24 protein-coding genes and 2 tRNA genes are annotated in these 22607 nt (G+C 60.9%); 16 read left to right on the forward strand and 10 right to left on the reverse strand.

Annotation, left to right across the window (positions count from 1 at the left end; genetic code table 11):
• The first annotated feature begins 55 nt into the window (after positions 1 to 55).
• The gene (locus A8C75_RS00195) at positions 56 to 313 is read left to right on the forward strand and encodes a YheV family putative zinc ribbon protein (RefSeq protein WP_067376421.1); all 258 of its coding nucleotides are present in this window, start codon (positions 56 to 58) and stop codon (positions 311 to 313) included.
• A complete protein-coding gene (locus A8C75_RS00200; RefSeq protein ID WP_067376424.1) occupies positions 310 to 912 on the forward strand; it encodes a DNA-3-methyladenine glycosylase I in 603 nt (200 codons plus the stop codon). The genes A8C75_RS00195 and A8C75_RS00200 overlap by 4 nt, the downstream gene beginning before the upstream one ends.
• A 39-nt stretch (positions 913 to 951) precedes the next feature.
• Here A8C75_RS00200 and A8C75_RS00205 read toward each other — a convergent pair whose 3' ends face one another.
• The 5 genes from A8C75_RS00205 to A8C75_RS00225 are packed head-to-tail and all read right to left on the reverse strand — an operon-like array spanning position 952 to position 5482.
• Positions 952 to 2052: a PQQ-dependent sugar dehydrogenase gene (locus A8C75_RS00205; RefSeq protein ID WP_084783591.1), complete on the reverse strand. Its 1101-nt coding sequence runs from the start codon at positions 2050 to 2052 to the stop codon at positions 952 to 954.
• On the reverse strand, positions 2052 to 3392 hold the full coding sequence (locus tag A8C75_RS00210; protein WP_067376427.1) for an MATE family efflux transporter: 1341 nt from the start codon (positions 3390 to 3392) through the stop codon (positions 2052 to 2054). The genes A8C75_RS00205 and A8C75_RS00210 overlap by 1 nt, the downstream gene beginning before the upstream one ends.
• Positions 3392 to 4192 carry a zinc ABC transporter permease subunit ZnuB gene (gene znuB, locus A8C75_RS00215; protein WP_067376430.1) on the reverse strand — a complete coding sequence of 267 codons (801 nt, stop codon included), beginning with the start codon at positions 4190 to 4192 and terminating at the stop codon, positions 3392 to 3394. The genes A8C75_RS00210 and znuB overlap by 1 nt, the downstream gene beginning before the upstream one ends.
• Positions 4185 to 4973, reverse strand: coding sequence for a zinc ABC transporter ATP-binding protein ZnuC (gene znuC, locus A8C75_RS00220; RefSeq protein ID WP_067376432.1), 789 nt, complete (start codon positions 4971 to 4973; stop codon positions 4185 to 4187). Before znuC ends, znuB begins: the two co-directional genes overlap by 8 nt.
• Entirely contained in the window at positions 4970 to 5482 is a 513-nt protein-coding gene (locus A8C75_RS00225; RefSeq protein ID WP_067376435.1) for a Fur family transcriptional regulator, read from the reverse strand. Before A8C75_RS00225 ends, znuC begins: the two co-directional genes overlap by 4 nt.
• Positions 5483 to 5548: 66 nt before the next feature.
• On the opposite strand from A8C75_RS00225, the gene znuA reads away from it, so the two are divergent.
• From znuA to A8C75_RS00260, 8 genes are all read left to right on the forward strand, one after another.
• Positions 5549 to 6529, forward strand: coding sequence for a zinc ABC transporter substrate-binding protein ZnuA (znuA, locus tag A8C75_RS00230; RefSeq protein WP_067376438.1), 981 nt, complete (start codon positions 5549 to 5551; stop codon positions 6527 to 6529).
• Between the two features lie 66 nt (positions 6530 to 6595).
• Positions 6596 to 6682 (forward strand) — tRNA-Leu (locus A8C75_RS00235).
• A gap of 94 nt (positions 6683 to 6776) precedes the next feature.
• Positions 6777 to 6863 (forward strand) — tRNA-Leu (locus tag A8C75_RS00240).
• A 24-nt stretch (positions 6864 to 6887) separates the two neighbouring features.
• The gene (locus A8C75_RS23485) at positions 6888 to 7274 is read left to right on the forward strand and encodes a hypothetical protein (protein WP_157890186.1); all 387 of its coding nucleotides are present in this window, start codon (positions 6888 to 6890) and stop codon (positions 7272 to 7274) included.
• 59 nt (positions 7275 to 7333) lie between these two features.
• Positions 7334 to 8263, forward strand: a complete 930-nt coding sequence (locus tag A8C75_RS00245; RefSeq protein WP_067376441.1) for a LysR family transcriptional regulator — start codon at positions 7334 to 7336, stop codon at positions 8261 to 8263.
• A 141-nt stretch (positions 8264 to 8404) separates the two neighbouring features.
• A complete protein-coding gene (locus A8C75_RS00250) occupies positions 8405 to 9862 on the forward strand; it encodes an efflux transporter outer membrane subunit (protein WP_067376443.1) in 1458 nt (485 codons plus the stop codon).
• A complete protein-coding gene (locus A8C75_RS00255) occupies positions 9859 to 11100 on the forward strand; it encodes an efflux RND transporter periplasmic adaptor subunit (protein WP_084783597.1) in 1242 nt (413 codons plus the stop codon). The genes A8C75_RS00250 and A8C75_RS00255 overlap by 4 nt, the downstream gene beginning before the upstream one ends.
• Positions 11097 to 14231 (forward strand): efflux RND transporter permease subunit, encoded by a 3135-nt coding sequence (locus A8C75_RS00260; protein WP_067376448.1) that lies wholly within the window; start codon positions 11097 to 11099, stop codon positions 14229 to 14231. The genes A8C75_RS00255 and A8C75_RS00260 overlap by 4 nt, the downstream gene beginning before the upstream one ends.
• A gap of 85 nt (positions 14232 to 14316) precedes the next feature.
• Here A8C75_RS00260 and purK read toward each other — a convergent pair whose 3' ends face one another.
• Positions 14317 to 15396, reverse strand: coding sequence for a 5-(carboxyamino)imidazole ribonucleotide synthase (gene purK, locus A8C75_RS00265; protein ID WP_084783598.1), 1080 nt, complete (start codon positions 15394 to 15396; stop codon positions 14317 to 14319).
• The gene (gene purE / locus A8C75_RS00270; protein WP_067376449.1) at positions 15397 to 15885 is read right to left on the reverse strand and encodes a 5-(carboxyamino)imidazole ribonucleotide mutase; all 489 of its coding nucleotides are present in this window, start codon (positions 15883 to 15885) and stop codon (positions 15397 to 15399) included.
• 348 nt (positions 15886 to 16233) lie between these two features.
• Here purE and A8C75_RS00275 point away from each other — a divergent pair, with 348 nt between their 5' ends.
• The 6 genes from A8C75_RS00275 to A8C75_RS00295 all read left to right on the forward strand — a co-directional run bounded on the left by A8C75_RS00275 (position 16234) and on the right by A8C75_RS00295 (position 19465).
• Positions 16234 to 16590 carry a hypothetical protein gene (locus tag A8C75_RS00275; RefSeq protein WP_067376453.1) on the forward strand — a complete coding sequence of 119 codons (357 nt, stop codon included), beginning with the start codon at positions 16234 to 16236 and terminating at the stop codon, positions 16588 to 16590.
• A 153-nt stretch (positions 16591 to 16743) separates the two neighbouring features.
• Complete coding sequence (locus A8C75_RS00280) at positions 16744 to 17178, forward strand: DUF411 domain-containing protein (RefSeq protein WP_120785156.1); 435 nt, start codon at positions 16744 to 16746, stop codon at positions 17176 to 17178.
• Between the two features lie 52 nt (positions 17179 to 17230).
• On the forward strand, positions 17231 to 17371 hold the full coding sequence (locus tag A8C75_RS23490; protein WP_157890187.1) for a hypothetical protein: 141 nt from the start codon (positions 17231 to 17233) through the stop codon (positions 17369 to 17371).
• A gap of 25 nt (positions 17372 to 17396) precedes the next feature.
• Positions 17397 to 17846: a c-type cytochrome gene (locus tag A8C75_RS00285; protein ID WP_227819792.1), complete on the forward strand. Its 450-nt coding sequence runs from the start codon at positions 17397 to 17399 to the stop codon at positions 17844 to 17846.
• A gap of 54 nt (positions 17847 to 17900) precedes the next feature.
• Positions 17901 to 18695 carry a DsbA family protein gene (locus A8C75_RS00290; protein WP_067376463.1) on the forward strand — a complete coding sequence of 265 codons (795 nt, stop codon included), beginning with the start codon at positions 17901 to 17903 and terminating at the stop codon, positions 18693 to 18695.
• A 275-nt stretch (positions 18696 to 18970) separates the two neighbouring features.
• Positions 18971 to 19465: a hypothetical protein gene (locus A8C75_RS00295; protein WP_084783600.1), complete on the forward strand. Its 495-nt coding sequence runs from the start codon at positions 18971 to 18973 to the stop codon at positions 19463 to 19465.
• A gap of 51 nt (positions 19466 to 19516) precedes the next feature.
• Here the strand turns inward: A8C75_RS00295 and A8C75_RS00300 are convergent, their stop codons facing one another.
• The 3 genes from A8C75_RS00300 to A8C75_RS00310 are packed head-to-tail and all read right to left on the reverse strand — an operon-like array spanning position 19517 to position 22516.
• A complete protein-coding gene (locus A8C75_RS00300; protein WP_067376466.1) occupies positions 19517 to 20245 on the reverse strand; it encodes a copper resistance protein B in 729 nt (242 codons plus the stop codon).
• A gap of 14 nt (positions 20246 to 20259) precedes the next feature.
• The gene (locus tag A8C75_RS00305) at positions 20260 to 21945 is read right to left on the reverse strand and encodes a copper resistance system multicopper oxidase (protein ID WP_084783602.1); all 1686 of its coding nucleotides are present in this window, start codon (positions 21943 to 21945) and stop codon (positions 20260 to 20262) included.
• A gap of 31 nt (positions 21946 to 21976) precedes the next feature.
• Positions 21977 to 22516, reverse strand: a complete 540-nt coding sequence (locus A8C75_RS00310; protein ID WP_067376473.1) for a cupredoxin domain-containing protein — start codon at positions 22514 to 22516, stop codon at positions 21977 to 21979.
• Positions 22517 to 22607 lie beyond the last annotated feature (91 nt).

Below are 22607 nucleotides of genomic sequence, written 5' to 3' on the forward strand. Positions count from 1 at the left end.
AACGTGCAACAAGCTGTACAGGTCGTCCGTGACGGCCTGTACAGGGCAGGAACCTATGACAGTGATCAAGCGTTTTATTGCCGGCGCGGTTTGTCCGCGCTGTGGCCAGATGGATTGTCTGCGCATGTATCGGGACGACGAGCGCGAATTTCGCGAATGTGTGCGGTGCGACTTCGAGGATACCCAGCGTCTGGATGGCACGCCTGAAGTGCAAGAGCTCGAAACCCGTGTCAATCAGGCCAAACCGGTGCTTGATGCCGGTGAACGGCCCATTCGCTTTGTGCCCAACCCCGTCAAAGACAGCGGCAAATGAGCGCTGAGGGTGCAGTGACTCGCTGTGCCTGGGCGCTGAACAGCGCGCTGGAAATTGATTACCACGATACCGAATGGGGTCGGCCCCAGACGGACGACCAGGTGCTGTTCGAGTTTCTGGTGCTGGAGGGGGCCCAGGCGGGCCTGAGCTGGCGCACCGTGCTGGAAAAGCGTGAAGGTTACCGGCGGCATTTTCAGGGCTTTGATCCGGCAGCGGTGGCCGTTTTGGGCGCCGATGCTATCGAGGCCATGCTGGCGGACCCCGGTGTGATCCGTCATCGCGGCAAGCTTGAAAGTGCCGTTGGCAATGCACGCATCTTTCTGGAACTGCAGGCCAAACATGGCAGTTTCGCCCGCTACCTGTGGCAGTTCACCGATGGCAAACCGTTGCAGGGCCAGCGTGAGCTTATGGCGCAGGTGCCGGCCCAGACGACGGAATCCCAGCAGCTTTCCAAAGAGCTTAAGCGTCTGGGCATGCGCTTTGTTGGCCCGACCATCTGTTATGCCTATATGCAGGCCGTGGGCCTGGTGAACGACCACCTGCTGAGTTGCCCGTGCCATGCCGACTGTGTCGCAGCGGGCGAGCGCTTTAGTCTCTGATACTTTTCTGCGGTTTTTTCAGCCTGTCCGCCGGCCGGCTCAGCGCTCGGCGCTGACCCGGTAAATGGCGCCGGCCTGGTCGTCGGAAATCAGCAGGCTGCCGTCCCCGTCGACCAAGACATCCACCGGACGCCCCCAGGCGCTCTGCCCCTGCAGCCAACCGGTGACGAAGGGTTTGTGGCTGATCACCCTGCCCTCCTCGGTTTGCAGCTTCATGACCCTATAGCCCGACTTCTCGCTGCGATTCCAGGAACCGTGTTCGGCAATAAAGAGTGTATTGCCGCTGGCCTTGGGCAGTTGCCCGCCGCGGTAAAAAGTCATGCCCAGCGCCGCCACATGGGCACCGAGCCCCAGTACCGGGGATACAAAGTCGGTGTTGTCGGCGGTGGCCGCATAGACAGGGTCCGGCACGGGTTTGGCCTTGTGATTGCTGTGAAAGAACGGAAATCCGAAGTGCTGTCCGGGCTCGGTGAGGCGGTTCAGTTCGTCGTCCGGCAGGTTGTCCCCCAGCAGGTCGCGGCCGTTGTCGGTGAACCAGAGCTGGCCGCTCAGCGGGTGCCAGTCCATGCCCACGCTGTTGCGCACGCCCTGGGCGACGGTTTCGATACGGCCCGAGCGGGGGTTGATCCGGCTGATGGTGGCAAACAGCGGATTGTCCGGCAGGCAGACATTGCAGGGGGCTCCAATATTGAAATAGAGCCAGCCATCGGGCCCGACGGACAGGTATTTGGCACCGTGATGCTTGTTGCGCGGCAGCTGGTCGGTGATGAGCTGGCGGGCCGGAATCTCCGGCAGCCGCTGCTCAATGGCCGGATAGCGCCAGATGCGATTCACCTCCGCCACATAGAGATCACCCTGATGCACCGCCACACCGTTGGGCATGTTGAGTCCCGAGCCTATGCGCATGGACTCTTCGTAACGGCCGTCGCCATCCCGGTCTCGCAGCGCCGTAATGCCATCGCCGTTGCGACTGCCGACAAAGAGGGTACCCAAGTCACCCAGCGCCAGTTGGCGGGCCCCCGGAACCTCGGCCACCAGGGCAATGTCGTGCCCGCTGGGCACCTTGAGCAGGTGCAGCGGAAGTTCGGCCCGGGCCGTCAGGGCCGGCAGAAGGCAGGCGAGCAGCAGCAATTTACGCATCAGGATAACCAGAGCTCCTTTTTGCACAGTGTGCGGTAAACATAGCCGCCGGTCAGCGCCCGGGCCACAAAGAGGCCCATGAAAGCGAGCCAGAGTCCCTGATTTCCCAAGTCCTGCAGCAGCCACCAGAGTGGCAGGTAGGCACAGAATACCGAGACGATCATGGTGTTCTGCATGGCGCGCACCTGGGTGGTGCCGATGAAGATGCCATCCAGCAGATAGCTCCAGACGCCCACCAGTGGCAGCAGGATGATCCAGGGCAGGAAGTCGATGGCCAGGGCGCGCACCGGTTCAATATCTGTCAGGATGCCGATAATCTGTGCGCCCGCCAGCCAGAACAGCAGGCTGAACGCCAGGGCGGTGAACAGCGACCAGATCAGCGCCGTGAACACCGTATCGTAGAAGTGATCCAGCCGGCGCTGGCCGATGGCCCGTCCGGCGAGGGCCTCGGTGGCGTGGGCGAAGCCGTCCAGACCGTGGGAAATCAGCAGCAGAAAGTTCAGCAGCACGGCGTTGGCCGACAGCGTCAGGGTGCCCATGCGTGCGCCCTGGCTGGTAAAAAAGGCAAAGCACAGCAGCAGCAGCAGGGTGCGCACAAAGAGGTAGCGATTGACCATCAGCAACTCGATGTAGTCCGGCAGGTGCCACAGGCTCCGCCGGTCCAGAGTGCCGGAGGTGTTACGCAGTACGCGCTTTGTCAGGTAAAGCCCCAGCCCCAGCGACAGGTACTCCGAGCATACGGTGGCCAGCGCCACGCCGTCAGCATGCATGCCAAGCCCGTAGACCGCCAGCAGGTCCAGCAGCATGTTGGCGACGTTGGTCACCAGCAGTAACAGCAGTGGGATGCGGGTGTTCTGGTTGCCCAGAAACCAGCCCAGCAGGGCGTAATTGCACAGCACCGCGGGGGCACCAAAGATGCGGATCCAGGCATAGCGCTCGGCTTCGGCGGTGACCAGATCGCCGGCATCCATCAGTGATAGCGCAATGGCGACCAGCGGCCGGTGAACCAGCAACAGCAGCAGGCCGAGTGCCGCCCCCAGCACCAGGGCGCGGGCCAGCAGCAGGCGTATCTGGGCGCCGTCTTCGCGCCCCTGTGCCTGAGCCGTAAGGCCGGTGGTGCCCATGCGCAGAAAGCCGAAGGCCCAGTAGAGGGTGGTGAAAATCATCCCCCCCACCGCCACGGCCCCCAGGTAGTGACTCTCGGGCAGATGACCGATCACCGCGGTATCCACCAGCCCCAGCAGAGGCACGGTGATATTGCTCAGGATCATCGGCCAGGCCAGCTGCCAGATGCGCTGGTGGTTCTCGCGGCTGGGCCAGCGCAGGCGGTACTGGCTCATCAGGCGCGGCTTCCGGCCTGGCGCAGTGGCAGGCTGTACAGCAACAGGAATTCAGCCAGGGCGGCGACCACCACCGAGGGGCCGGCCGGCGTATCCCAGCGCCAGGAGGCGGCGAGGCCCGCGGTGACCGCCAGGCAACCCAGCACGGCCGCCAGGCAGGCCATTTGTTCAGGCGTGCGGGACAGACGCCTGGCGGCCGCCGCCGGGATGATCAGCAGGGATGTGATCAGCAGAATGCCGACGATCTTCATGGCCGCAGCAATGACTACGGCGATCAGCAGCATCAGGGTCAGGCGCAGTCGCGCCACCGGTATCCCTTCAACCTGAGCCAGTTCCTCATTGATGGTGATGGCCAGCAGGCCATCCCACAGACGCCACAGCAGCAGCAGCACCAGAGCGCCACCGCCGTAAATCCAGTAGATGTCCTGCACAGTGATGGCCAGCAGATCACCGAACAGGTAGGCCAGCAGGTCGACGCGCACATTGTCCAGCAGGGCGATGGCTACGAGCCCGAGGGACAGGGTGCTGTGGGCCATGATGCCGAGCAGCGTATCGGTGGCCACAAAGCGCTGGCGCTGCAATGTCACCAGCAGCAGGGCCAGCAGCACACAGCTGGTCACGACCGCCAGGTTGACGTTTATTTCCAGCATAAAGCCCAGCGCTACGCCCAGCAGGGCCGAGTGGGCCAGGGTATCGCCGAAATAGGCCATGCGACGCCAGACCACAAAGGAGCCCAGGGGGCCGGCAATAACGGCCACGCCCAGGCCGCCGATCAGGGCATACAGCAGAAAATCATCCATGGGGCTCGTTACTCTTTACCGCGGTGCCTGCCGGCTTGACGACATCGCCGTGCACATTGTGGACATGGTTATGGTGGTGGCTGTAGAGCGCCAGGTTTTCGGCACCGGGCACACCGAACATCTCGCGAAAGGTCGGGTCATTGCTGACCTGCTCGGGGTGGCCGGAGCAGCAGACGTGGCGGTTCATGCAGACCACATGGTCGGTGGAGGACATCACCAGGTGCAGGTCGTGGGAGATCATCAGGACGCCGCAGCCACGCTGATCGCGTATGCGGGCGATCAGCTTGTACAGCTCGATCTGGCCGTTGATGTCCACACCCTGCACCGGCTCATCCAGCACCAGCAGCGTCGGCTCCTGCAGCAGGGCCCGTGCCAGCAGCACGCGCTGGGTTTCGCCGCCCGACAGACTATGGATCGACTGCTTCAGCAGGCGCAGTGCGCCGACATCGGCCAGGGCCTTTTCCAGCGAGGCATTGTCGCGGCTGCGGGCGGTTTGCAGGAAGCGCTCCACGGTCAGCGGAAAGGTCTGATCGATATGCAGCTTCTGTGGCATATAGCCGATGCGCAGGTCGGGCTTGCGCCATACTTCGCCGCTGCTGGGCTTGATCAGCCCGAGGACGACCCGCACCAGGGTGGTCTTGCCGGCGCCATTGGGGCCTATCAGGGTGGTGATGCAGTCGCGGTGCAGCTCCATGGAGATATTCTGCAGCACATGGTTGCGCCCAAAGCGCACATTGATACCGTCAAGCCTGGCCAGGTGCTGGTGTGCGTGGCTAGTCATTCTGCCTCCCGTTGCCGGCTGTTTGCGTCGCTGTGCTGGCAATTCGGACAAAGGCCCACCACTTCAACGGTTTCCTGCTCGATGACGAAGCCCAGATGCGCGGCGCTGTTGTGGATGGCGTTCTGGACCGGTGCCGACTCCAGCTCCACCGTGCAGCTGCAGTTGCGGCAAATCAGAAAGCAGCCCTGATGCGCAGGACCCGGGTGCGGGCAGCCGATGAAAGCATTGAGGGAGGCAATGCGGTGCACCAGTCCCTGGGTCTGCAGAAAGTCCAGTGCGCGGTAGACCGTGGGCGGCGCCGAGTTGAAGCCAGCGTCGGCCAGGGCCGGCAGCAGCTCGTAGGCGCCCAGCGGCTTGTGGCTCTGCCAGATGAGCTGCAGTACCAGTTCGCGAATCGGTGTCAGGCGCTGCTTGCGCTCGCCGCAGAGCGTGCGGGCTTTGTGTAGCGCCTCGTGGATGCACCTGTCGTGATTGTGCCCGGGCTGAAATGATAAAGGTTGCTTGCTCATGGTTTCGCACTGGATATGTTTTGTTATAGTGTAACTTAAATTGTTATCTGATGGACCCTTGAAACCATGTCGTTGCGTAAACTTTTAGTCTTGTCTGGCCTTGTTCTGCCGCTGCTGGCATCCCCCGTGCAGGCCCTGCAGGTGGTGGCCAGCGTCAAGCCGTTACAACTGCTCAGTGCCGCACTGCTGGACGGTATCTCGGAGCCGCGCTTGCTGGTGCCGACCGATGCGTCTGTGCACAACTATGTGCTCAAGCCCTCGGACGTACGGGGGCTGGCGGCGGCGGATCTGGTGATCTGGGTCGGCCCCGAGCTTGAGCTGTTTCTTGGCAAGGTGCTGAAAAATACCGATGCGCGCATTCTGCAACTCAGTCATGCGGGTACGGCGGCGTCTGACTCCGAATCCGACCATGACCATGACCACGACCACGAAAAACATGCCGATGAGCATGACGATGAGCATGAGGGCCATGCCGACGAGTCAGCTGACCATGCTGCGGAGTCAGAACAGGGCGAGGTGCATAATCATGCCGTGGACGCCCATCTGTGGATGGATCCGGAACTGATGCTGGCCGCGGCGCAGCGCCTGCAGCAGATGCTGGCGCAGATCGCCCCCGAACACGGGCCCAGGCTGGCTGCCAACTATGCCCGCTTTGCCGCTTCGCTGCAGGCAAGGGACGCAGCCCTGCGCCTGCAGCTGGCGCCACTGGCTGATCGCGGCTTCTTTGTGTTCCACGATGCCTACGGTCATTTTGTCGGCCACTACGGTTTGAAGCAGCTGGGTTACTTTACCGTGGACCCCGCCCGCCCGCCCGGCGCCCGCCGTCTGAGTGACATTCGCCGGCAACTTAAGGCCCGCGAGGCGGTCTGTGTCTTTAGCGAGCCACAGTTTCGTGCCAATGTGGTCAGCAGTGTTACCCAGGGGCTCAATGTGCGTCATGGTGAGCTGGACCCGCTGGCGCGGGGCTTTGAGCCTGGCCCCACCGCCTACGTTGACTACCTGGAGAGCCTCGCCGGGGCCTTTGCGGACTGTTTAACGCCTGATTGATAAATATTTTCATCTAGGGGCTTCACAAGGCAAAAAACCGTCTATATAATTCGCCCCACTTTCGTCGCAGATGTGGTGGAATTGGTAGACACGCTAGCTTCAGGTGCTAGTGCTCGAAAGGGCGTGGGAGTTCGAGTCTCCCCATCTGCACCACTTCAGGGCCCAGTCTCTGAGCGGTGCAGCCTGCGAACCACGAAAGTACGCAAGACCCTAATAGAGTGTGCTCTCGATAAAAAGCACAACCGATGCAGATGTGGTGGAATTGGTAGACACGCTAGCTTCAGGTGCTAGTGCTCGAAAGGGCGTGGGAGTTCGAGTCTCCCCATCTGCACCACTTATTCCGGTTAAGATCCGGTAAGTGGTGCAGAACTTCGGTTATCCTCTTAGCTTTACCGCTTTACCGCTTTACCGCTTTACCGCTTTACCGCTTTACCGCTTTACCGCTTTACCGCTTTACCGCTTTACCGCTTTACCGCTTTACCGCTTTACCGCTTTACCGCTTTACCGCTTTACCGCTTTACCGCTTTACCGCTTTACCGCTTTACCGCTTTACCGCTTTACCGCTTTACCGCTTTACCGCTTTACCGCTTTACCGCTTGATCAAAACCCTCAGTGTTACCCCTTCGCTCATAATTTTCGTTATTCGTTATTCGTTATTCGTTATTCGTTATTCGTTATTCTTTCCCCTTTCCCCTTTCCCCTTGTTCCTAGCCGTGCCTTCGTTTTATTTCTTTCCTGCCTATAAGTTATCCGGTAGATTCCATCGCTACTGTTCCTGTTAACTTATGGCTTGTCGTTGGATTCATGAATACCAAACAGCTCACCGCCTTTCGGGCCATTATGCAGCAGGGCTCCATGAGTGATGCCGCACGCCGCCTGGACGTGTCACAGCCGGCGATCTCGCGTCTAATACGGGATCTGGAGCAGGATCTGGGCTTCAGCCTGTTCGAACGGCGCAATAGCCGGGTTTACGCCACGGCGGCGGCGCGGGCGTTCTATCGCCAGGTGCAGCATCACTTTAGCGGGCTCGATCGCCTCGAGCAGTCGGCGGATCAGATTCGCCTGATGAAAAGCGGCAGTCTGCGCATTGGCGCCATTGCGGCGCTGGCTCAGACAGTGTTGCCGACCATTATCGCGGGCTTTCGCCGTGGCCGTGATGATGTGGCCATTAGCCTGGGCTGTTACGAAACCGATGAACTGCTGCCCCGGGTGGCTGGCCATCAGTTTGATTTGGCGCTGGTGGAGCTGCCGGCCGATACCGCCGGCGTTCAGTCAGGCCCGGCCTACAGAGCCGATCAGGTGTGCATCGCACCGGCGGGGCATCATTTTGGTGCCAGCGCCCGGGTACGGGTCGAAGATCTGGAGCTTGAGCCCTTTATCAGCGTGGGGAGTTCTGACTCCGCCTGGTATCAACGTGCCGAGCGGCTGCTGCGGGACTGCCTGGTGCGTCCGGATGAGGTGCTGGCGGTGGACCGGCCAATGCTCGCGCCTGCGCTGGTGCGTGAAGGTGTCGGTGTGGCACTGGTGGACCCGTTCAGCGCATTATTGCTGTCGCCGGACACGGGCATGGTACGACCTTTCGAGCCGCCCCAGCCGTACTGTATTGGCTTTGTACAACCGCTGGGGCGAGAGCAGACCCAGCTTGAACGGGCCTTTATCGACAGCTTTGAAGCCGGCGTCGGGCGCTCGGTAACGCTGCAACCGATCGAACCTGGCGAGGCGACTGGGGTCTGAGAGACGGGCTTTTCCGGGGCAGGCTCATCCGCCGGTTGTGCGCCTGCGTAAAGAAAGGTTAAGCGCACTGCGTCCCTGGGCAGAATCCCTTATGCTAAGGCTCGATACTGTTGCCTTTTGACCACAGGAGACCCGGAACGCGTGTTCAAGCTCAGGCCCCTGCTCTATTCAAGTCTGTTGTCGCTGTTGCTGGCCGGTTGTAGCAGCGGCGTTATCCGCACGGACACTCTATCGTCAGAGTTCCCCGATCAGTGGCAAAGCGCCGGTACTGAAAACGAAGAGCCTGCGCCCGGCTGGCTGCAGAGTCTGGCTGATCCGACGCTGGAGTCCCTGGTGCATGAAGCTTTGGTGGGCAGTTACAGCCTGGCCGAGCAACGCGCGTTGGTGCGCCAGGCAGAACAGAGCCTGGTGATCACGGGAGCCCCGCTCTATCCCGAGCTGGAATTCGATTTTGACGCCGGGCGCAGTGGCAATGGCAGCGGCAACGGGGTGTCCAGCCTGGACGCCGACCTGAGTCTGGGTTGGGAGCTGGACCTGTGGGGCAAACTGAGTGACAGCGAGCGCGAGGCTACTCTGACCCTGGCAGCGCGCCGGGCTGATCTTGCCGGCGCCCGGCTGGCACTGGCCAGTGATCTGGCCTCTGCCTGGTTCGAATTGCAGACCGTAGAGCAGCGTTTGGTGCTGTTCAGCCGTCGCCTGAGCAACCTGGAGCAGAATCTGGAGATTATCGAGTCAGGCTACCGACTCGGTCTTGGCAGCGCGCTGGATGTGTATCTGGCACGCAATGATGTACAGAGTGAGCAGGCCCGGGTGGCGGAGCAGCGCCAGTCCCGCACCGAGGCTGTGCGTAGCCTGCAACTGTTGCTGGGGCGCTATCCCGACGGCCGCTGGGAGCCTCTCGATGCCCTGCCGGTGCTCGACTCGGCGCTGCCGGCCGGTGTGCCGGGAACCTTGTTGCGCCGCCGTCCCGATCTGACTTCAAGCTGGATGGCGCTGCTGGCCGCCGATGCCGCCCTTGCCGTGGCGCACAAGCAGCGCTTTCCCAGCCTGACTATCAGCGCGAGCCTGGGAGACAGCGCCAGCCGCCTGTCGGATCTGCTGGGCGGCAGCCTGGCCTGGTCTTTGGCCAGTGGGCTGACGCAGCCCTTATTCAATGCCGGACGCCTCAAGGCCGGTGAAGCCCAGGCCCAGGCGCGGGTGGAGCAACTCGAACAGCAGTATCTGGGGCTGGTTTTCAGTGCCTTTGCCGAGGTTGAAACCGCCCTGAGCCGCGCCAGCGCGTTGCAGCAACAGTATGAGCAGTACCTGCAGGCCGAGCGCAACGCGCTGCTGGCCGAGGAACTGGCGTTTGCGCAGTACCGCAAGGGGCTAGTGGAATACAACACTGTGCTGGAAGCCCAGCGGCGCTCGCTGGATGCCCAGAGTACCGTTATCGGTCTGCGAGCCGACCTGCTGACCAACCGCGTGGCCCTGTACCGTGCCCTGGGGGGCGATTTTGCCCCGGCCGAAGCCTCGCCTGACACCGCCGCTGCTCTTTCCCCTGTGGCTGCGCTGCCCTCCATTCCGTCCGCAACCCTATCTGGCGATCAAGACGCATGATCAGAAAAATCCTCCCCATTTTTGTGTTCGCGGTCTTCGTGGCTGTGGCTGCACTGATAATGCTCAATCGACCCGAAGCCAGCCGTAACAGCAGCCCGCCGGTACCCAGCGTACGCGTTGACGTTCAGGTGCTGCAGCCGCAGGACTATCAGGTTCAGCTGCAAAGTTATGGTGTTGTGCGCCCGCGTACCCAAAGTACATTGCTGCCCCAGGTGGCGGGGGAAATACTGGAGGTCGGTGCGGGTTTCCGTGAAGGCGGCTTCTTTGAACAGGGTGATCTGCTGCTGCGTATCGATGCCCGGGATTACGAAGCGGCCCTGGCCACGGCGCGGGCGAATCTGGCCCAGGCCGAGCAGGCGTTGCAGGAAGAGCAGGCCCAGGCTGAGCAGGCGATACAGGACTGGCGTCGGTTGGGGAACAGCGAGGCACCGCCTGCGCTGGTGTCACGCCAGCCACAGCTGGCTGCCGCCAGGGCCAGTATGGGCTCGGCGCAGGCCGCTGTGCGTCAGGCACAGCTGAATCTGGAGCGTACCCGTATTCTCGCGCCCTTTGCCGGGCGAGTACTGTCCAAGTCGGTGGATGTCGGGCAGCTGGTCAATAGCGGTACCACCCTGGCAGAAATCTACGCCATCGATTATGTCGAGGTGCGGTTGCCACTGAAAAACCAGGATCTGGAGTATATCCGCCTGCCCGAAGCCTACCGTTTTGACAACGCGCCAGAACAGGCGCTGCCGGCGGTTACGCTGCACTCCACCCTGGCGGGCAGCCAGAGTTGGCAGGGGGCCATAGTGCGTACCGAGGGCGCCATTGATAGCAGCAGCCAGCAGCTGCATGTGGTGGCGGTGATCGATGACCCTTACGGACTCAAGGCCAAGGGGCGCCAGCCGCTGAAGATCAATCAGTATGTCAGTGCGCAGGTCGAGGGCCGGCTGTTGCAGGCGGTGCTGGTGATCCCCAACAGGACTCTGTACCAGGGCAGCTATGTCTATCTGGTGGATGATGGGCTGCTGCGGCGCCAGGAGGTCGAGGTGTTGTGGCAGAACGACAGCGAAGCTCTGATCGGCACAGGCCTCAAGGCCGGTGAACAGCTGGTGACGACGGCGCTGGGTCAGGTCAGCAGTGGCACCCGCGTACAGGTCACAAATGACATCCAGGTGAATGGCGCCGAAGCGGATGCGACGGCCCGGCCTGGCAAGCGTGAGGGCAAACGTGACGGTAACAAGGGGGGCGGATCATGATCGCCTGGTTTGCCCGTAACCACGTTGCCGCCAATCTGCTGATGGTGTGCATTCTGTTCGGCGGCATCATGTCGCTGACGACCCGTATTCCGCTGGAAGTGTTTCCGTCTTTCGTGGCCGATGTGGTCAAGGTCTCGGTGTCGCTGCGCGGCGCCACGCCTGAGGATGTGGAACAGGGCGTGACGGTACGCATTGAGGAAGCCGTTCAGGATCTGGAGGGCATCGAGAAGATCAGCAGCCGTTCCCAGGAGGGCGCGGCCTCGATCGATATCGAAATAGACAGCGACTACGACCCGCGTGAGCTGCTGGCGGATATCAAAAGCCGTGTTGATGGCATCAACACCCTGCCTGCGGACGCGGACCGGCCGGTGATCAGCCTGGCAACGCGCAAGCGTGAGGTGCTGTCGGTGACGGTGTCGGGGGATTTTTCCGAGCGCGAAATCAAGGAGTACGCCGAGCGGGTGCGGGATGACCTGTCGCGTCTGCCCGAGGTGACTCAGGTTGATCTGGATGCGGTGCGCGATTATGAAATTTCGGTTGAGCTGACCCAGGATCGTCTGCGTGAGTACGGCCTGACCCTGGCGGATATTTCCGCCGCCATCGACGGCGGTTCCGTCGACCTCTCTGCGGGTAACCTGCGTACCGATGGCGGCGATATTCTGCTGCGCTCCAAGGGGCAGGCCTACCAGCGTGACGAGTTCGAGCGGTTGGTGATCAAGACCAATCCGGATGGCAGCATTATCCGCCTGGGGGATCTGGCGCGGGTCAATGATGGTTTCGAGGAAACGTCGCTGCGCACCCGCTTTAACGGCCAGCAGGCAGCGTTGATCGAGGTGTACCGGGTGGGCAACCAGAGTGCCATAGGTGTGGCCGATGCCGTGAAGGACTATATCGAGCGGCAGCAGGCAACCCTGCCGGAAGGCATGACCCTGAGTTTCTGGGATGACGACTCCGAGGTGGTGAAAAAGCGTCTGAATACCCTGCTGTCCAATGCGTTGCAGGGCGGCATTCTGGTGTTGTTACTGCTGACGCTGTTTCTGCGTCCGTCCATCGCCTTCTGGGTATTTCTGGGCATACCGATCAGCTTTATGGGGGCCTTCCTGTTGCTACCGGTGTTCGGTGTCAGCCTGAACATCATGAGTCTGTTTGGCTTTATTCTGGTACTGGGGATCGTCGTGGACGACGCCATTGTCACCGGGGAGAACGTCTACAGTCATATGCGCCGGGCCGAAAGCAGCCTGCACGCGGCCATTCGCGGTACCGAAGAAGTCGCCATCCCGGTGACCTTCGGCGTGCTCACCACGGTGGCGGCTTTCCTGCCGCTGGCGTTTATCGAAGGCGGTCGCGGCGTATTTTTTGCGCAGATTCCGGCGGTGGTGATTCCGGTGCTGCTGTTCTCCCTGATCGAGTCCAAGTTTGTATTGCCCGCACACCTCAAGCATATCCGCCTGCGCCAGCATGCGGCGGGGCAATCCCGGCTGGAGCGCTGGCAGCAGGGCTTCGCCGATGGTTTCGAGCGTGCGGTGCTGCGCTATTACAGACCCCTGCTCAAGCAGTGTCTGCGGCACCGCTATGTGACCCTGGCGCTCTTTGGCGGCATTCTTATCCTGATCCTCAGCATGATTCTGAGCGGCTGGACACGCTTCGTGTTCTTCCCGCGCATCCAGAGCGAAACGGCGCGGGCGTCACTGACACTGCCCACCGGCACGCCGTTCGAGGTGACCGATCGCTATATTGTGCGCATGGTGGACGAAGCCCGGGCACTGAAGGACAAGTACCGCGATCCGGTTTCGGGCCAAAGCGTGATCCTGAATATTCTGGCGAGCACGGGCTCCGCTGGCGGCAGTTCCCATACCGGCTCAGTGCGGTTTGAAATTCTGTCGCCGGAGCAGCGCTCCAGCGAGGTGACCAGTTCAGAGCTGGTGCGTGAGTGGCGCAATGCCGTGGGTCAGGTGCCGGGGGCCGAGTCCCTCACCTATCGCGCCGAGTTTGGCCGCGTGAGTGATCCGGTTGATATCCAGCTCAGTGGCCAGGATCTGCGCAGGCTGTCCGAGGTGGCGGACAAGGTCAAGACTCGCCTTTCGACCTACCCGACCCTGTTCGATATCGTCGACAACCTGTCCGATGGCAAGGAGGAAATTCAGCTGGAGCTGACAGCCCAGGGCGAGGCGCTGGGGCTGACCCGATCGCAGCTGATCAGCCAGGTGCGACAGGCCTTTTTCGGTATCGAAGTGCAGCGGGTGCAGCGCGGACGTGATGATGTGCGGGTCATGGTGCGGCTGCCGGAATCGGAGCGCCAGTCGGTTGCCAGCCTGCAGGGCTTGCTGATTCGTCTCGACGATGGCAGTGCGGTGCCGCTGTCCCATGTGGCGGCGCTCAAGCCTGGCAAGAGTCCGGCGGCTATCTATCGCATTGACCGTTTTCGTACTGTCAGCGTGACCGCCGATCTGGACAAGGAAAGCACCAACATGACGGTGCTGACCGAGGATATGCGCAGCTTCCTGGATGATCTGATGCAACAGTATCCGGGGGTGTCCTACAGCCTCGAAGGTGAGGCGCGGGAGCAGCAGGAGTCCTTCGGCTCGCTGCAGCTGGGCCTGGCGTTCGTGCTGTTCGTGATTTACAGCCTGCTGGCGATTCCGTTCCGCTCCTATCTGCAGCCGCTGATTGTGATGTCGGTGATTCCCTTTGGTGCCATAGGCGCGGTGATTGGCCACTGGATCATGGGTATGGATCTGACCATCATGAGCATGATGGGGCTCATGGCCCTGATCGGTGTGGTGGTCAACGATAGCCTGGTGCTGGTGGATTTCATCAACAAGCGCCGGGCCAAGTCCGATAGCAGTGAGCGGGCGCTGCTGCGTTCTGTACTGTCGGCGGGCAGTTCCCGTTTTCGCCCTGTGCTGCTGACATCCCTGACCACCTTCTTCGGGCTTATGCCCCTGCTGTTCGAGGAGTCGACCCAGGCGCAGTTCCTCATTCCCATGGCGGTGTCACTGGGTTTTGGCATTCTGTTCGCCACCTTTATTACCCTGCTGATGGTGCCGGTAAATTACATGGTGCTGGAGGACCTGCGCAGGTGGTGGCGGCGCGGTTCGCCCGCAACCTTGAAGTCGGACGAAGCAGCCTGAACCACTCGGTCGGCGGCGGGCAATAAAAAACCGCTGCAGGATTTTTCCTGCAGCGGTTTTTTGTATGCGTTGTGGCAGGGAAGCGTCAGGCGGAGCTGTCGGCCTGGATCTCGTGCAGTGCCCAGTGCAGCGGGCTGCGGTCGTCTTCCGGCAGCAAGGCGGCCAGTTGAGTGATGCTGGCCTGCAGATCGGCCACGGCGCCACGGTGCAGGTTGACGTGCCCGACCTTGCGGCCCGGGCGAATGTCCTTTTCGTACCAGTGCACGTCGCAGCCCGGTACTGCCAGCCAGTCGGTGGACCAGTCGCGCCCGAGCAGGTTCCACATCACGCTGAGGCCATCGACCGCCGGCGTAAACAGCGGCAGGTCCGTTACGGCGCGCAGGTGTAGCTGGAACTGACTGGGGTTGGCTCCGGCCTGGGTCCAGTGGCCGCTGTTGTGTACGCGCGGTGCCAGCTCGTTCACCAGCAGGGTGCCGTCCACAACGAAGCACTCCATCGCCATGACGCCGACATAGTCGAGTTCAACCATGATGCGGGTCAGCCACTCTTCGGCTTGGGCCTGCAGGGGCTGCAGGCGTTTCAGCCCGCCGACGCTGGCGTGCAGTATGCCCTGCTGGTGCAGGTTGAGGGTCAGCGGGTAGAAGACGCATTTGCCATCGTGACCGCGGGCACCCACCAGGGATACTTCTTCATCGAAGGGGATCATTTTCTCGGCGATGCATTCGCCCAGCCACTCATCCAGCGCCGGCTCGCCCTGTTTCCAGCGCCACTGCCCGCGGCCGTCATAACCGCCCTGGCGACGCTTGATGACGAGCTTGTCGCCCACCAGCGCCAGATGTTCAGTGGTGTGATCCGGGGTGACGTTGCACCAGGGTGCGGTACCGACCTTGAGGTGATCGAGCAGGCTCTTCTCGCTCAGGCGGTCGCGGATCAACTGGGTGGCCCGGGCATTGAGAAAGCCCGGGTGAGCCGTCAGCTGGCGGCTGCGTGGCGTATCGGGCCAGAGCTCCTGTTCGACGGTGATAACATCGTCGGGTTTGAGCTCTACCGGCTCATCGAGGCTTGGATCGCAGGGCAGCACTTCGATGCCCATGGGGGCGCCGGCCTGCTTGAGCATGCGACCCAGCTGGCCGTTACCGATAATGGCGATACGTGGCAGCATCATTCAGCTCCTGGGGTCCGGGTTGTCCAGTACCGTCTGGGACTGGGCCGTGCGCCATTGCTGCAGGCGCTCGCGCAAAGCCGGATCGTGGACGGCCAGCATCTGTATGGCCATGAGGCCGGCGTTAAAGGCACCAGCGCCGCCTATCGCCAGGGTGCCGACGGTCACGCCGCGGGGCATCTGCACGATGGAATAGAGGCTGTCCATGCCGCTGAGGGCCTTGCTCTGTACGGGCACGCCCAGTACCGGCACCAGCGTCTTGCTGCTGATCATGCCAGGCAGATGGGCGGCACCGCCGGCACCGGCGATAATGACTTCATAACCACGCTCGGCGGCTTCTTCGGCGAAACTGAACATCTTGTCCGGCGTACGGTGGGCGGAGACCACCTCGGCATGGTAGGACACACCCAGTGTATCCAGAATGTCGGCAGCCTCTTTCATGGTGGGCCAGTCGGAACGGGACCCCATTACAATGGCGACTTTTACACTCATCACATTGTCCTGTCAGCTAAATCAAAACGGGAAATTGGCAAGGCGCGATACCCCGCAGCCCGCGCAGGGGCCGCCCGAAAAATGCATCGGACGCACGGGAAAACGATATTAAAAGACTCGCCGGTACCGCGCGCGCCGGGTTCCATGGAAATAGAGACAGAACGCGGCGGCGGAAAAACCCGATAGAATAAGGTGATACCCTGCTCAAGGCAATGTTATGTCGTGTTTTAACGTCTTTTGCCGCCAGTTAAGCCCAAAATCGCCGTGACGGTATGGTGCTTGCGGATCCTTGTCCGCACGCCGTGGCGCCTTGATCCGCTGCAGGGCCCATGCTTTAATTCAGGCACCATGAAAATCCTCAGCACACAGCGCCTTCTGGCGGTCTTCGCACTGATATGCCTGCTACTGAGCCTGTCTTTGCAGAGCAGCGTGCGTATTCAGATGGATGCGCAGATGATGTCCATGTCCGCCACCCAGATGGGTCAGATGGACAGCATGGACAACTGCGGTGGCTGTGATGACAATGACAGCCTGCTGACGGACTGTGTCAGCGGCACCTGCGCCAGCGTACCGGCTGTGCTCGACAGTGCCAAAGTACCTCTCATGCTGCCGCGTGCAATGCTGCGGGCGCCTCTGCCTCATTTTCATGCTTCACTCACCCCGTCTCCCGAGCCTCAGCCTCCCCGGCTATCCCTGTTTGTCTGACGTTTATCCGGTTGTCTGTACAGACGGCCTTTGACTCTGTTCAACGTCCTTTCACGGGAGCGCTATATCTTGCTGATTCTTGCCTTGTCACGCGTCCCGGCGTGACCAGCCGCCCCGTGGAGTGTCGTCTTTTATTCTGTTGAGGAAATGACCATGAAACTTTTGCACACACTGACACTCGTTATCGGGCTGACGCTGTCTGGGCTGATTTGGGCCGCAGAACCCATCAAGGGCACCCTGTACAAGAATCCGCAATGCGGCTGTTGCCAGGGGCATGCCGATTACCTTGAAGAGCAAGGGTTCGAGATCGAGGTGGTCGCGACCGACACCCTGGCGGCCTTCAAGCAGCAAAACGGTGTGCCGGAAAAACTTGAAGGCTGCCATACCCTGCTGATTGATGGCTATGTGGTTGAAGGCCATGTACCGGCAGCCTCGATCCGCCGGCTGCTGGCGGAGCGGCCGCAGATTCGCGGTATTTCCGTACCGGGCATGCCCGCGGGCTCCCCCGGTATGGGTGGGCAGAAAACCGAGCCTCTGAAGATCTATGAACTCGCCGAGGGCATGCCCAAGGTCTTTGCCATCGAATAGGCTATGTCTGGGCGTTGTAAATAACGCAGGCAGGCGCACAGGAGTAACATCAATGAATGCGATGATGGCGTGCATGGGTGCCGGTCACTGGATGATGGCGCTGATCGGCGTCTTGTCGGTCAGCGTGACAGTTTTGCTGATTGCGGCGCAGGTGAAGTATCTGCGTCAAGCTGCTGGGCGTCAGCATGGCTAGGGCGACGACTAAGGGTTCAAGTATCATGCCGTGGCTGCTGGCAGCGCTGCTGGTGCTGGCACTGGGTGGCGCCCTGCTGGTGCAGTGGCTGGCCCCAGCGGGCAGCAAAGCGAATCCGCAGGACGCAGCCCAGGTGACCGCAGGAAAACAACTCTATGGGCAATACTGTGTCGCCTGCCACCTGGAGCGGCTGCAGGGTCAGCCCAACTGGGAGAAACGACTGCCCAGCGGACGCATGCCGGCGCCGCCCCATGATGAAAGCGGCCATACCTGGCACCACCCTGATCAGGTATTGTTCGGCATTATCCGCAGTGGCCTGGTGCCACCCTATGCGCCGGCCGGTTACGAGAGTGACATGCCAGCCTTCGGTGGGCAGCTCAGTGATGCGCAGGTCTGGAGCTTGCTGGCATTTATAAAGAGTCACTGGTCGCCGAAAATCCAGGCCTGGCAGCAAGACAAAACCCGGCAGTACTGAGCGGCCTTACCGGCCGCGCTACCCGGCATCTTATTGAATTCAGAGGGAAAGCCGATGCAAGCAGGAGTAATACAAGGGCCCGTGCCCCAGGGCATTGCCTGGCGAATACTGCAGGGAATCGCCGTCGCTGGGCTGGGCTTGGCCATCGCCATGGCGACCCAGGCCAACGCTGCTGAGCCCGAGCAGAGCCAGCCCGCCACGGCCGAGTTCGAGCAGCGCGTGAAGGACTATATCCTCAGTAATCCCGAGATAGTGGTGCAGGCAATTCAGCTGTACCAGGCGCAGCAGCAAGTGCAAAAGGAAGAGCGGGTGAAGGCGATCATCGGGCAGAGCAGCGCCCAGCTGCTGGCCGATCCTGAGGCGCCCGTGGGCGGCAATCCCGAGGGGGATGTGACTGTGGTGGAGTTTTTTGACTACAACTGCACCTACTGCAAGAAGGTTGCGCCGGTCATGAGTGCGCTCGAGCAGCAGGACACCGAGCTGCGTATCGTTTACAAGGAGTTCCCGATTCTGGGGCCCGTCTCCGAGTATGCTGCCCGTGCGGCCCTGGCAGCAGACGCTCAGGGCAAGTATCTGGAACTGCACAACGCCATGATGAATTCTTCCGGCCGGCTCAGCGAGGCTCTGATTCTGGGGTATGCGGCGGATCTCGGGCTGGATATCGACAGGCTCAAAACTGATATGCAGGCCGAGGCAATCAGCGCTCAGTTTGCGCGTAATCGTGCTCTGGCCCGTTCGCTGGGCATCACAGGTACGCCGGGTTTTGTGATTGGCGCTGAAATTATTGGCGGCGCGGCGGATCAGGCGACCTTTGAAAACCTGATAGCGCGGGCGCGGCAGAATCCCTGATGGATTGGCGTTATCGCCATGGCGAAGGGAGGCGGGTTTTAAATCGCGCTGCGAGTGATAGACTCGCAGCGCACTAGGAGGCCGTCCGATAATGCTGACCGTAGCGAGAACCGGCTGATTTGAGCTGGTTTTTGCGGTGTTTTAAGGCGAATAGTGGTTCTATTTTACGAAAAACAGCACATAAAACAGCCAAACTCAGGTGGTTCGCAGTAGGTTGAGTATTGTCGGACAGCCCCCTAGCAGTCTCACCCGTGTTAAGGCACCAGGGCCATCAGATGACAGCAATTCCAGGCAGCAGCAGCGCTGCGGCGAAAAAATATGGTGTAGTGGCGCTTTCGGTTGTGATCCTCGCAGCCGTGTTGCTGTTTCCCAAGCTTTATCAGCCGGAGGGTCGGGCGGGCGAGGTGCTACAGTCCGGCGAGGTTATACGGGCACCGGCCTGTGACTTTGCCCAGGGGGCCTGTGTCGCCAGTCGTGGCGAACTGAGTGTTGAGCTGGCGGTTGAGGCTCCCGTGCTGGCGTCCTACCAGCCACTGAACTTCAGTCTCAAGGTCCGGGGCATGGAGCCCGACAGTGCCCGCATTGAGTTCGAGGGCGTTGACATGTTTATGGGCGTCAATGAGCTGGCGCTGCTGCCTGCAGGCTCCGGGCATTTTAACGGTACCCTGACGTTGCCAGGGCATGCTCATGCCATGGCCTGGCGCGCCCGAGTGCAACTGCTGCAGGCGGGCTCTCTGGTGGAAAGCGCGTTTGTGTTCGATCTGAAATAGGCCGGCCGGCGAAAGCCCCGCTCCCCGTGAATTGAGTGCCGACGGCACTGGTCAGAACCAGGCAGAGACGCCGATTACCAGGGAACCGACTTCGGTATCTTCGCCTTCCGCGCGGGCAAAGTCTGCGGTATCGCCGAAGGACTTCTCCCAGTTGATCCCAACATAGGGCACGAACTTGCGGCTGAGTTCATAGCGCAAGCGGATGCCGACTTCAGCGCTGCTGAGGCCGGAACCCACACCGATTTCCTCGTCGTCACTAAAGGCGACGGTGATTTCAGCCGAGGGCTGCAGTACCAGTTTCTGGGTCAGCAGCAGATCGTATTCGGCTTCGATACGGGCCGAAGCGTCGCCTTCGTCGCTCAGGAACAGGTTGGCATCTACTTCAAACCAGTAAGGCGCCAGTCCCTGCAACCCTGCCACGGCATAGGTACGGGATGGTCCTGGCTGATTGTCGTAGCGGATACCAAACTGGGCATCGAAAAAGTCCGACACCAGGCGCTGATACAGCAGCTGGTGTTCGGCGCTCTCGGCCGGCCCGTTGTTCAGGCGCTCGCCGCTGGTCTTGAAAGCCATGCCCTGATAGTCGGTACGGGCATTGATCTGGGCTTCCCAGCTCAGCAGGTCGTCGCCGTCCTGGTGGCGGACTTCGAAACGGTCCAGCATGAACTTGGTCATGATGGAGTCGTCTTTCATCTCTGCGCTGGCGAGAGACGAAACACCCAGTGCCAGGGTTGCCCCCAGCAGTAACGCGGATGCGCAGGCTGTCTTTTTGACGGTCATGCAGTTCCCCTTCCTCATTGAGCCGCAGTCTGTACGACGGCCTCCTCGACGATTACCTTGCGGAACATGCCCGCAGCCATGTGATACATCAGGTGGCAGTGGAAAGCCCACTGGCCCAGTGCATCCACAGGCACATCGACGGTCAGCGTGGTATTGGGTGCCACGTTAACGGTGTGCTTGAGCGGGTTGAAGCGGCCATTGCCCTTGTCGAGCTGCATCCACATGCCATGCAGGTGCATGGGGTGCATCATCATGGTGTCGTTGACGAACTTGATGCGTACCCGCTCACCCATTTTCAGGCGTACCGGCTCTGCATCGGAGTACTTGATACCGTTGATGGACCAGAAGTAGCGTTCCATATTGCCGGTGAGGCGCAGCTCGATTTCGCGATCCGGTTCCCGGTAGTCGGCGAAGGGGGTCTGGGCCTTGAGGTCGGCGTATACCAGGAACTTGCCACCGTTGGCTGCTTCAGGCGCGAGGCCGCTGCCAGGTGCGTAATCACTGTTGGCAGAAGAGGCGCCCATCATCATTTTGGAATGGTCCATAGCTTCCATTCCAGCCATGCCTTCCATGCCGGCCATCTTGGAGTGATCCATGCCTTTCATGTTTTCCATGCCGGCCATGCTGGAGTGGTCCATGCCACCCATGCTGGCCATGCTCATGTCGGACATGGTGAGCAGCTGGCTATCACGCTGTTCAGGAACCTCGGCCGCCATGCCTTCGCGCGGTGCCAGGGTGCCGCGGGCATAACCGGTACGGGATACGGATTCAGCGAAGATGGTGAAGGCCTTGTCTTCCCTCGGACGCACGATCACATCGTAGGTCTCGGCGACGGCGATGCGGAACTCATCGACGGTGACGGGTTGCACGTTGTTGCCATCGGACTGCACCACGGTCATTTCCAAACCGGGAATGCGCACATCGAAATAGCTCATGGCGGAGCCGTTGATGAAGCGCAGGCGAATCCGCTCACCCTTTTCGAACAGCGCCGTCCAGTTGGTTTCCGGCGCCTTGCCGTTCATCAGGAAGGTGTAGCCAGATACGTCGGCGATGTCGGTGGGCATCATGCGCATGCTGCCCCAGGACAGACGATCCTTGAATGCTGCGCTCCAGCCTTTGGTCTTCACATCATCAAAGAAGTCACCGGCGGTCTGCTGGCTATAGTTGTAGTAGTCGCTCTGGGCCTTGAGGTTGGCGAAAATCTGATCGCCGGTCTCATCGGACCAGTCGGACAGCATCACCACGTACTCGCGGTCGACCTTGAAGGGCTCGCGCTTTTCCGCCTCGATCACGATCGAGCCGAATACGCCTTCCTGCTCCTGAAAACCGGAGTGGCTGTGGTACCAGTAGGTGCCCGACTGCTTGATCGGGAACTGGTAGCTGAAGGTTTCGCCCGGCTTGATACCGTCAAAGCTGATACCCGGCACGCCATCCATTTGGTAAGGCAGCAGTATGCCGTGCCAGTGAATGGAGCTGTCGACGTCCAGACGGTTGGTGACGTTGATGGTCACGTCCTCGCCTTCCTTGAAGCGCAGCGTGGGCCCTGGCAGTTGACCGTTGATGGTCATGGCCTTTTTGTCTTTGCCGGTAATATTGACGATCTGCTCGTCGATGACCAGATCGTAGGTTCCAGCCATGGCGCCAATGGGCGCCAGGCTGGCGATGGCCAGAATCAATCCTTGCATCATTCTGAATCGCATCAGGATCTCCTAAAATGGCGGACGGTGGGAATCAGTTGCTGGAGAATTCACCCACCATGCCTGCCTGATAGTGCCCTGGCATGTTGCAGGCGAATTCCAGCTCAGCGTCGCCGGAGAAGGTCCAGGTCAGTACCCTGGACTCGCCCGGCGCCAGCAGAATGCTGTTGGGGTCGTCATGTTTCATGCCTTCCATGCCTTCCATGCCTTCCATGCCGCTGTGGTCCATTTCGACCATGCCGGTGGGTGTGAGCATGCCGTGCTCCATCATCTTGAGCATTTCGCTCTGGTGGTTCTTGTGCATTGCGGCGGTACCGATATTGAACTCGTGCAGCAGCGCGCCTTCATTCTTCAGTTCGAAACGCACTGTTTCGCCCGCTTTCACTTCCAGCGTGTCGACTTCGTAGTAGTTGTCATAGAGGGCGATGGATACGGTGCGCGTGGCCTGGGACGCATCGCCGGGCTTGCCGATGTTGGGTGCGTCACCCTGGCCTCCATGGGTGCCGCCGGCCATGGCCAGGGGAGCCAGGGCAGAAAGACAGAATGCCGCGACAAGGGGCTTGAGCGAAAACATGGTGTAATCCTTTTCGGGTTTCAATAATTGAGTAGACCCAGTGTATGGCGCTGTGCCTGACAGCAGCCTGACTCCCGGATTACATTTCTGT

Origin of the sequence: Marinobacterium aestuarii (assembly GCF_001651805.1) — a bacterium.
Lineage (GTDB): Bacteria > Pseudomonadota > Gammaproteobacteria > Pseudomonadales > Balneatricaceae > Marinobacterium_A > Marinobacterium_A aestuarii.

Excerpts from the sequence above, each read along its gene's own strand:
- A8C75_RS00195 (WP_067376421.1), top strand. The coding sequence starts at position 56 with ATGACAGTGATCAAGCGTTTTATTGCCGGCGCGGTTTGTCCGCGCTGT.
- A8C75_RS00200 (WP_067376424.1), top strand. The coding sequence starts at position 310 with ATGAGCGCTGAGGGTGCAGTGACTCGCTGTGCCTGGGCGCTGAACAGC.
- A8C75_RS00205 (WP_084783591.1), bottom strand. The coding sequence starts at position 2,052 with ATGCGTAAATTGCTGCTGCTCGCCTGCCTTCTGCCGGCCCTGACGGCC.
- A8C75_RS00210 (WP_067376427.1), bottom strand. The coding sequence starts at position 3,392 with ATGAGCCAGTACCGCCTGCGCTGGCCCAGCCGCGAGAACCACCAGCGC.
- znuB (WP_067376430.1), bottom strand. The coding sequence starts at position 4,192 with ATGGATGATTTTCTGCTGTATGCCCTGATCGGCGGCCTGGGCGTGGCC.
- znuC (WP_067376432.1), bottom strand. The coding sequence starts at position 4,973 with ATGACTAGCCACGCACACCAGCACCTGGCCAGGCTTGACGGTATCAAT.
- A8C75_RS00225 (WP_067376435.1), bottom strand. The coding sequence starts at position 5,482 with ATGAGCAAGCAACCTTTATCATTTCAGCCCGGGCACAATCACGACAGG.
- znuA (WP_067376438.1), top strand. The coding sequence starts at position 5,549 with ATGTCGTTGCGTAAACTTTTAGTCTTGTCTGGCCTTGTTCTGCCGCTG.
- A8C75_RS00245 (WP_067376441.1), top strand. The coding sequence starts at position 7,334 with ATGAATACCAAACAGCTCACCGCCTTTCGGGCCATTATGCAGCAGGGC.
- A8C75_RS00255 (WP_084783597.1), top strand. The coding sequence starts at position 9,859 with ATGATCAGAAAAATCCTCCCCATTTTTGTGTTCGCGGTCTTCGTGGCT.
- A8C75_RS00260 (WP_067376448.1), top strand. The coding sequence starts at position 11,097 with ATGATCGCCTGGTTTGCCCGTAACCACGTTGCCGCCAATCTGCTGATG.
- purK (WP_084783598.1), bottom strand. The coding sequence starts at position 15,396 with ATGATGCTGCCACGTATCGCCATTATCGGTAACGGCCAGCTGGGTCGC.
- purE (WP_067376449.1), bottom strand. The coding sequence starts at position 15,885 with ATGAGTGTAAAAGTCGCCATTGTAATGGGGTCCCGTTCCGACTGGCCC.
- A8C75_RS00275 (WP_067376453.1), top strand. The coding sequence starts at position 16,234 with ATGAAAATCCTCAGCACACAGCGCCTTCTGGCGGTCTTCGCACTGATA.
- A8C75_RS00280 (WP_120785156.1), top strand. The coding sequence starts at position 16,744 with ATGAAACTTTTGCACACACTGACACTCGTTATCGGGCTGACGCTGTCT.
- A8C75_RS23490 (WP_157890187.1), top strand. The coding sequence starts at position 17,231 with ATGAATGCGATGATGGCGTGCATGGGTGCCGGTCACTGGATGATGGCG.
- A8C75_RS00285 (WP_227819792.1), top strand. The coding sequence starts at position 17,397 with ATGCCGTGGCTGCTGGCAGCGCTGCTGGTGCTGGCACTGGGTGGCGCC.
- A8C75_RS00290 (WP_067376463.1), top strand. The coding sequence starts at position 17,901 with ATGCAAGCAGGAGTAATACAAGGGCCCGTGCCCCAGGGCATTGCCTGG.
- A8C75_RS00295 (WP_084783600.1), top strand. The coding sequence starts at position 18,971 with ATGACAGCAATTCCAGGCAGCAGCAGCGCTGCGGCGAAAAAATATGGT.
- A8C75_RS00300 (WP_067376466.1), bottom strand. The coding sequence starts at position 20,245 with ATGACCGTCAAAAAGACAGCCTGCGCATCCGCGTTACTGCTGGGGGCA.
- A8C75_RS00305 (WP_084783602.1), bottom strand. The coding sequence starts at position 21,945 with ATGCGATTCAGAATGATGCAAGGATTGATTCTGGCCATCGCCAGCCTG.
- A8C75_RS00310 (WP_067376473.1), bottom strand. The coding sequence starts at position 22,516 with ATGTTTTCGCTCAAGCCCCTTGTCGCGGCATTCTGTCTTTCTGCCCTG.